Below are 8,414 nucleotides of genomic sequence, written 5' to 3' on the forward strand. Positions count from 1 at the left end.
GTCGTTTGCCTTTCTTGTCGTCGTGAACATCATCCCACCCGTCAGAACGTGTACTTGCCGGCGAGAACGAAGGTTCGTCCCGGGAACGGATGGAACAGGAAATACTGCTCGTTGAAGAGATTATCGATGCCGAAGTCGAGCGCGAAATTCTTCGTCGCGTTATAGTGCATCTTCAAGTCCACAACGAAAAAGTTATCGAACGCGCCGTAGACGTGGGAAACACGATCCGTGTTGTCCAGCGTCGAGTACTGCTTGCCGCTATAACGTGCGGCTATCGTATAGGCCCAGCTGTCGTTGGGCCGATAGGTGACGCCGAATTTGGCCCGCCAGTCCGGGACGTAGGGCACCCGCTTGCCGACGACGCTGGTCGCGCCCTTCCAGCTCGGGTCGGAGATGATCCTGGAATCGACGTAGGTCACGCTGCCAAAGACTTGCAGGCCGCTCACAAACACGTTGTCCTTGTCGCCAGACAACTCGACGCCCTGCATGCGAATCGCCGCGACGTTGCTGACCGCCGTCTGCACCGACTGGACGCCGCCCGCATCCGTCACCGTGGTCGACTGCGAGATCAACGCATTGTTGGTGCGTTCGCCGAACACGGTGAGCCGCACGCGCCCGTCGACCCAGCGGCGCTCCAGATTGAGCTCGCCGGTAAAGTCTTGTTCCGGCGACAGCAGCGGATTGGCCAGATAGGTGACGCCATTAACGGTGATGTTCTGATAGAGCTCAGTGACCGTCGGATAGCGGTAGGCTTCTCCGAAATTCGCGGTGATGTTCCAGTCCTTGTCGGGATCGAACGAGAGCGACGCCTTCGGCGAGAAGTTGGTCGAGGACAGCCCCGGCTGCTGCGTCAGCACAACCGATGTGATGACGCCGGCACTGGTGGCCGTGGTGTTGAGGTTAAAGCCCTCGACCGCCTGCCACCTCTCAAGCCGCCCGCCGAACGTCAGCTTGATGTTCGGCGTAATCCTCCAGGCATCCTGTAGCCAGAGCGCTTCAGTGCGCGTCTCGCCTACGCCGGTCGAATAAAGCTGGCCGTTGCCGGTCGAGGAGGCGTTGTACCAGACGGTCGAGGCGTAGACCGGGTTTTCGAGCCGGTAGCGGTCGCCATGCACACCAAAGCTGACCTCGTGCTGGCCATCGATTCCGAACGGACGCCAGATACCCTTGGCGTCGGCGTTCTGCCAGTTGGTACCATCCATCCGTGTCACCTTGCCGTTCAGGGAATAGCCAAGGCCCGGCGACGGCACGACCGTATAGGGACTGACCTGAGTGTCCTGGAGATAGTTGTAGCTCGAGGCCGAGAGGTCGAAATCGAAGACACCCCTGCTATCGCTTTTGAGCGAGACGGCATTGCTCACATGGAGCTGATCCCAGGTGTACTTGCTGTTGGCAAAGCTGCTCACTCCTCCGAATGTCGGCAGACCCGTCGCGGTCGATTTCAGATAGGTCTGCGGATCGGAGGTCTGGTGGTTGTTCCAGATGCCGAACGAATACGTCGCCTGCACGAGCGGCGCGACATCGTAGGCGAGGCGGAGATTGCCGGACGTCTGCTGCGAATGTGCCAGCGCGCCGGTACCGACGACATTGGCGACACCACCTGTCTTGTTCTGAGCGGCGATCGTTCCCACCGTGCCGGCGGGCCCTACCCCAGGCGTGGTGCCGAAGGTCGTATAGCTCAGCGGCTGCTGAAAGCTGTCGAGATGGTTGGCGCTGACCAGCCAGGACAGTCTGCCGTCGCAGTTGCCCGCAGCGACGCTGGTCTGGCTCGTCACATACGTGTCCTTGGTGCCGTACTGATTCCACGGCATCACAGAGACCGTTTCCTTGGCGGTCGCGAACGGCTTGTCCGGCATCTTGGAGGTGATCAAGAGGACGCCACCAATCGAGTTGCCGGGATAAGCGGCGGCGAACGGGCCGTTGAGGTAGTCGACCCGTCCGATCGCTTCCGGCGAGATCAGGTTCCAGCGCGGCGACGAATTGGTGTTGTTGTTGCCGATCAGCGCCGAGATGAGGAGGTCATCGTAGTAGATCAGCGTACGCGCGCTGGAGTTCAGGCCCCAGCTGCGCGTCGCCAGCACCGCCTGGCTGTCGCCGTCGTTGCGCTTCCGCACGAACAGGCTCGGCATGTATTTGACGGCGTCCTCGGGGTCCTTGAGGTTGATCGTCTCGTCGATTTCCTTCGCCGTGACGCTGAAGGAGCGCTGGGGCAATTGATAGCGCGCCACCGCGGCCGGCGGATCCAGCGACGGGCGGGCGCGGCCCGCCCCCTGCTCGCCGGCAACGGCGGGAGCGGCCCGCTCGCTGGCCGGCTTTTCCGACCGGCTCCGCGCGGCAGCCGTAGGCATTGCCGGCTTGCGCGGCTTGGGCTTCACTATGGCAGGCGCGTCGACGGTGACCGGCGGCAGCACTGCGCTGCTGCTTTGGGCAAAGACTCCGCTCGACGACGCGAGCAGCGCGGCCTGGACGGCAACGATGCTCACGCCGCGGCGGGCATGACAACGTAACATGGGGCATTCCTGACGCCGGCTCTCCCTCCGGCCATTCGACAGCATCAATCGCCAGCGGACGGACCGCGGCGACAGTGGGGGTCGTCAGGAAAGGCTTGGCGGCGCACGCGCCTGGGCACTTCCGCCCTTTTTGACGGAAACGGTGGACACATCCACCGCGTGCCACGCCACGCGTTCGGCGTGGCGGAAGGGAATCGCCAGTGCAAGCTGCGACGGCGAATCGAGCGACGCGCTTGCCTGGGCCAGACAGCAGATCGCGCACGCAGCACCATGCGCGGTTGGCGCGCCGGTCTGATCGTTCAAGCCGCTCTGTTCGCTCGCGCTGTGGCAGATGACGGCGGCCGACAGCGGATCGGCCACGGCCTGGCCGGCCGCCCAGCAGGCGGCGATCGGGGCCAGCACCTGCATCACCAGAGCGAGCAGGACCAGGGGTAGGAATTCTTGCAGCCGTGCGCGCATCCGCCGAACCATTCGTTCGTGCGCTAACTAAGCACCCCGCCGGGACCCGAGTCGAGGTCAGTTCCGCAACCGGCTTGGCCCAGCGCAAATTTCTTGAAAACTGTGCTCGAAGCGCCCCACCGCAGGGCCGGGTCCAGCATTTGAGGCAGCCGAGCCGCCCCGCCCATCCACAGATTTCTTTTATTTGTCATATGCTTACACACCTAAAAGCCCGATCGTTTCGTTAACTGCTCGAATTTTGAACAATCGTTGCCGAAAATGATGACAAGTGAGAAAAGTTGATCTAGCATCCCCTTGCTCAGACGTGACCGTGAGGTCGAAGTCTGGTGGTCCAAGTCTCGGGAGGAGCCCCTGGCGCGCAAAACGCAGCGTCGCCCCGTCAATCAAGAGCAAATCTTAGAATCGGGGATAATAGGGTCGACACAATTTTCGAGCGGGGCTAGGGCCCCGCTCTTTTTTTGCCTGCATGGCTTCGATGCCAATGAGCGCTTTCTCTAATCTCATCGAAAACAACCTCGAACTCGCGACCTCGCGCTGCGTCGATCTCACACCGGTCGTCTATCAACGTCTGTTCGAAGTTCATGCCGAGACGGAAGCAATGTTCGGCTCGCAAGGCAGCGAGTTGGCGCAGAGATCAATGCGCGCGCTGACGATCGAGGCGATTCGCGATTTTGCGGGCGAACGTCGCGGACACTTCCGGTTGATCGCCTGCGAGGTCGCCTCGCACGGCACGCTGCGCGAGCTGCTTGGCGATGATTGGCCTGACGCTTTGCGCTGCACCAACGCGAGTGCGGCGATCTCGCGACTGATTGCAGATTGAGTGGCATCAGCTCTTGTGAGACACTTTCGGAGATCGGTCGCGCAAGCAATGACGCGCCGACGATAAAATCTATGGGAGCGAGCGATGTCCGGGACGAAAGATTTCTCGACGACGAGGCGCGATCTTCTTCAGGCGGCAGCGACCGCCGGCGCCGCAACTGCCATCCTCGGCAGCATGGGCATAAACCCTGCACTGGCCGCCGAAGTCGGACGATCCGAGAAGCCGCTGAAGGCGGCCTTCTCCAACGCAGGCCTCCAGGCGACCTGGTGCGCGCAGGGCAAGCAGGCCGCGGAGTTCTGGGGCAAGCTGTTCAACGTCGAAGTCACCTGGTTCGACGGCCAGCTCGACGCGGTGAAGCAGCGCGCCGCGATCGACAACATGGCCTCGCAGAAATGGGACTTCGTCGCGATCCAGGCCTTCGGCATCGGCACCCTCACCCAGCCGGTGCAGAAGATGATCGACGCCGGCACGCCCGTGATCGACATGGACACGCTGATTGCGCCGCTCGACCAGATCAACGTGCACTCCTTCCTCGCCCCCGACAACGAGTTCATGGGGGCATCGGTGACGCAGGCGCTGTGCAACGCCATGGGTGGCAAGGGCAAGATCATCATGACGCAAGGCGCGCTCGGCCATACCGGGGCGCAAGGACGGGCGAAGGGCTTCAACAACGTCGTCAAGCAATTCCCCGGCATCGAGGTGCTCGACACCCAGCCGGCCGATTGGGACGTCTCGAAGACCGCGCGTCTCTGGGAAACGTATCTGACGAAGTACCCGCAGATCGACGCGGCGTTCTTCCACAATGACGACATGGCGCTGGCCGCCGCCAACATCATGAAGGCACGAGGCCGCACCAACATCCTGATCGGGGGCGTCGATGCGATGCCGCCGGCGATCCAGGCGGTGAGCGAGGGCCGCATGTTCGCAACCGTGCGCAATCCGTCCTGCCGCATCCATGGCGGCGCGATCATCGCGGGCGTCTCCGCCGTGGTCGGCGGCGAGAAGAGCGGACAGGGCATTCCCAAAAACGTCGTCACCGACGGCCCGGTCGTGACCAAGGCCAATGCCGCGGGGATGCAGTGGATGCAGGATCACTTCCTGATCTGAGCCTCCATGGAAACGGCTCGTTCGCCCATCCTGGAACTCCAGGGCATCACGAAGAGCTTCGGCGGCGTCGAGGCGCTTCGTGGTGTCGACTTCGCGCTCCATCCCGGCGAGATCCACGGTCTCGTCGGCGAGAACGGCGCCGGAAAAAGCACGCTGATGAAGATCATCGCCGGCGTGCACACCGACTTCTCCGGCCGTTTCCTGATCGGTGGCAAGGAGACCCATTTCCGTTCGGCGCGCGATGCGCATGCGGCCGGCATCGCCATGGTGCATCAGGAGCTCAGCGTCGCGCCCGACCTCACGGTCGCAGAGAACGTCTTCCTCGGCAACCAGCCGACCAATGCCCTCGGCCTCGTGCAATGGCGGCGCATGGCGCGCGAGGCGGGCGAGCAGCTTGCCCGCTTCGGCATCGACGTCGATCCGATGAGCCGGCTCGGCGACTTACCGATCGGGCTCCAGCAGCTGATCGAGATCGCCCGCGTGCTGTTCTCCGGCGCGCGCATGGTCATCCTCGACGAGCCGACCTCCGCCCTCTCCCCGCCTGAGGTCGAGCGGCTGTTTGCGACGCTGCGGCGCCTGCGCGAGGACGGCACTGCCATCGTCTTCATCTCGCATTTCATCGAGGACATCCTGCTCGTGTCGGACACGGTGACGGTGTTCCGCAACGGGCGGAAAGTCGCGGAGACGGCGAGCACGGCGACCAGCAAGGGCGCGCTGATCGAGGCCATGATCGGCCGCGGCGGCGAAGCGCTCGAGCACAGCTACACGGACGACCTCATGCTGCCGCGGCCGAGCGACAGCCCGGTGGTCCTGAAGGTCGACCAATTGTCGCTCGCCCGCAGCCTGAAGGACATCTCCTTCGAGGCCCGCGCCGGCGAGGTGCTCGGCATCTACGGTTTCATGGGCTGCGGCCAGCAGGAGCTGTCGCGCATCCTGTTCGGCAAGCTGAAACCTGATAGCGGCACGCTCGCCGTCGACGGCACGCCAAAGACTTTCGCCAGCACGGCGGCGGCGCGCCGCGCCGGCGTCGCGCTGGTGCCGGAAAGCCGGCGCGACATGCTGTTTCACCAGGAGCCGGTCTACAAGAACATCTCGATCAGCATTCTGGATCGCATCTCGTCGCTGCTGCTCAAGCCGGCGCAGGAGCGCGACATCGCGCAGCGCCAGGTCGAGCAATTGCAGATCAGGCCGCCGGTGGTCGGCCTCGATCTCGGCATGCTCTCCGGCGGCAACCAGCAGAAGGTTGCGCTGGCAAAATGGCTGACCTATCCGCCCAAGCTGCTGGTGCTGTGCGAGCCGACCCGCGGCATGGACGTCGGCGCCAAGAACGATGTCATCAACATCGTCCGCGACCTCCGCACAAAAGGGCTTGCGATCATCGTGCTGTCGACCGAGCCGGAGACGGTGCTGTCGCTGGCCGACCGCATCCTCGTGCTCAAGCGCGGCGCGGTGGTGCGGGAATTTTCGAACGAGCCGGTCAGCAAGGACCGCCTGCTTGAGGCGGCGTGACGGAGCAGCACCATGGCGAGCAGTGAGACGGTTCCGGCGGCGGGTGCGCGGGCGCGCGGCCTTGCGCCCTTCCTGCGCTCGCAGATGCGCAACATCGCGCCGTTCCTGACGCTGATCTTCCTCTCCGCCTTCTTCGCCTTCGCCAGTCCCTCCTTCGCGACGCTCGACAATCTCGGCAACATCCTGACGCAGGTGTCGGTGACAGGCATCATCGCCGTCGGCCTCACCTTCGTGATCCTGTGCGCGGAGATTGACCTGTCGATCGCCAGCATCGCCAACGTCACCGGCATTGCGGTTGCCTACTTCACGCTGCAGGACTCCTACGTCAACATCGCCAACATTCCCCTCCCCGGCGCGGTCGCGATCATCCTCTCGATCCTTCTCTGCGCCCTGCTCGGTCTCGTCAACGCGCTGGGGCTGACCGTGATCGGCATCCCCTCCTTCATCATGACGCTCGCCATGATGCAGATCGCGGCCGGCGTCTCCGCGCTGCTGGTGCGCGGCCAGATCGCCTACAAGGTGCCCGGCGTGATCACCACGCTCGGCTCCGGCTCGATCAGCGGCATTCCATGGATCGTCATCGTCGCGGCCATCATGCTGCTCGGCGGCCATCTGGTGCTGACCTACACGCGCTTCGGCCGCTACGTCTACATGGTCGGCGGCAACCGCGAGGCGGCCGAATATTCCGGCCTCAACGTCAAGCTCATCCTCGGCGCCGTCATGGTGATCTCGGCGGTGTGCTCCGGCGTCGGCGGCATGCTCGGCGTCGCCCATTTCGGCAGCGCGCAGCAGAACGAGTTCGACACCTATTTGCTCGACTCCATCGCCGCCGTCGTGGTCGGCGGCACCAGCCTGTTCGGCGGCCGCGGTGGCATCGGCAACACCATCGTCGGGCTGTTCGTGCTCGGCGTCCTCAACAACGGCCTCGACCACGTCAACATCGACAGCTTCCTGAAGATCCTGATCCGCGGCCTGATCCTGCTGGCCGCGCTGATCATCAACGTCTATGCGCAGCGGCTGAGGGAAAAGGTGGCGGAGTAGACCGCCTCAAAACAAAAACGCGAAAACAACCCCATGCACAGTAGCCGGGGCCAGCGAAATCAACGGCTTGCGGGCGACGCTACAAAATTGCTGATTTTTCGAAATCCATTTGACGCGTCGGGCAAAACAGGAGTAGGATGTCATCATGGCGGAAAGCGCGTTTAGTGAGCATTGAGCTCAAGATGCGAACATTACAATTGAGCGCGCCGCTCCCGATCGTCTCCCGGACCAACCTCATCGCCTGCGAACAAGCCCCCGCCTCGCACGTTTGCCGATCGAAATGCCGTGCCGGACATACAGATAAACCGCGAGAAAGACGATAAACAGGCCAGCTATCCAACGGCCGGCAGCAAATACCGCAACGCAAAGCAAGAAGACGAGAAATCCCACGATAGTCCAAACCAACGCGAACCCCAAGTAGGTCCGCCCGGTCGGAATATTGCTCACATTACGCGCCATGGCTTCCGTTCAACCCGATGCCTCACTACCTGTACATCGCAAGTCAGCGAAGCAATAGGCCAACGCCAAACACGCTTCGCCACGTCAGGCCGATGCGAACTGCGCCAGGTTAAGAGCCAATGATCAGAATAGTTAAAATCGCCGTGCAGATCGCATGGACGGTTTCGGCCGTAGGAATCTGCACTTTCGTTGGCGGTGTCTTCGGTTGGACACATCACGAGTGGTTGGGTGCCATCGCGCTCGGGACCGTCGGATTTTGCGCGGGAGCGATGCTGGCAGCATCACCTCTCGCATTTCTCGACATCCTGGGCGGTGGATTGTGACTGGGAGGCTCACCTCGGCTTCTGCGCGCTAGCCAGAGCGTGTGCTCATGGACCTCCGCTTCCGAACACAAAGCGGAAGTCTACGACCTTCAACGTGTTCAGCGGCTTGTGACCCTGGCTGTGTGAAAACGCTGCGCTTGAAGTGATTCGCGCGATATGATTCCCGCACGATTTGCGGGGGCTCGG

General features: G+C 62.8%; 6 protein-coding genes. 4 read left to right on the top strand and 2 right to left on the bottom strand.

What is annotated here, in order from left to right; genetic code table 11:
* Positions 1 to 41: 41 nt before the first annotated feature.
* Both AC1RUR_RS37695 and AC1RUR_RS37700 read right to left on the bottom strand, forming a co-directional pair.
* Positions 42 to 2,510 (bottom strand): TonB-dependent receptor, encoded by a 2,469-nt coding sequence (locus tag AC1RUR_RS37695; RefSeq protein WP_492853193.1) that lies wholly within the window; start codon positions 2,508 to 2,510, stop codon positions 42 to 44.
* Positions 2,511 to 2,594: 84 nt separating this feature from the next.
* On the bottom strand, positions 2,595 to 2,969 hold the full coding sequence (locus AC1RUR_RS37700) for a DUF2946 domain-containing protein (protein WP_492853194.1): 375 nt from the start codon (positions 2,967 to 2,969) through the stop codon (positions 2,595 to 2,597).
* A 481-nt stretch (positions 2,970 to 3,450) separates the two neighbouring features.
* Between AC1RUR_RS37700 and AC1RUR_RS37705 the strand changes: the two genes are divergently transcribed.
* From AC1RUR_RS37705 to AC1RUR_RS37720, 4 genes are all read left to right on the top strand, one after another.
* Positions 3,451 to 3,789, top strand: a complete 339-nt coding sequence (locus AC1RUR_RS37705; RefSeq protein WP_492853195.1) for a globin family protein — start codon at positions 3,451 to 3,453, stop codon at positions 3,787 to 3,789.
* An 84-nt stretch (positions 3,790 to 3,873) separates the two neighbouring features.
* Positions 3,874 to 4,896, top strand: coding sequence for a sugar ABC transporter substrate-binding protein (locus tag AC1RUR_RS37710; protein ID WP_007610940.1), 1,023 nt, complete (start codon positions 3,874 to 3,876; stop codon positions 4,894 to 4,896).
* Between the two features lie 6 nt (positions 4,897 to 4,902).
* Positions 4,903 to 6,405, top strand: coding sequence for a sugar ABC transporter ATP-binding protein (locus AC1RUR_RS37715; RefSeq protein WP_492853196.1), 1,503 nt, complete (start codon positions 4,903 to 4,905; stop codon positions 6,403 to 6,405).
* A gap of 12 nt (positions 6,406 to 6,417) precedes the next feature.
* On the top strand, positions 6,418 to 7,446 hold the full coding sequence (locus AC1RUR_RS37720; protein ID WP_492853197.1) for an ABC transporter permease: 1,029 nt from the start codon (positions 6,418 to 6,420) through the stop codon (positions 7,444 to 7,446).
* The last annotated feature ends 968 nt before the right edge of the window (positions 7,447 to 8,414 follow it).

This window comes from Bradyrhizobium sp. GW821-FHT12B03, assembly GCF_058807535.1.

What these genes read in the sequence shown, in the direction of transcription:
- AC1RUR_RS37715 (WP_492853196.1), top strand. Translation starts at nt 4,903, where the DNA reads ATGGAAACGGCTCGTTCGCCCATCCTGGAACTCCAGGGCATCACGAAG.
- AC1RUR_RS37700 (WP_492853194.1), bottom strand. Translation starts at nt 2,969, where the DNA reads ATGCGCGCACGGCTGCAAGAATTCCTACCCCTGGTCCTGCTCGCTCTG.
- AC1RUR_RS37720 (WP_492853197.1), top strand. Translation starts at nt 6,418, where the DNA reads ATGGCGAGCAGTGAGACGGTTCCGGCGGCGGGTGCGCGGGCGCGCGGC.
- AC1RUR_RS37710 (WP_007610940.1), top strand. Translation starts at nt 3,874, where the DNA reads ATGTCCGGGACGAAAGATTTCTCGACGACGAGGCGCGATCTTCTTCAG.
- AC1RUR_RS37705 (WP_492853195.1), top strand. Translation starts at nt 3,451, where the DNA reads ATGAGCGCTTTCTCTAATCTCATCGAAAACAACCTCGAACTCGCGACC.
- AC1RUR_RS37695 (WP_492853193.1), bottom strand. Translation starts at nt 2,510, where the DNA reads ATGTTACGTTGTCATGCCCGCCGCGGCGTGAGCATCGTTGCCGTCCAG.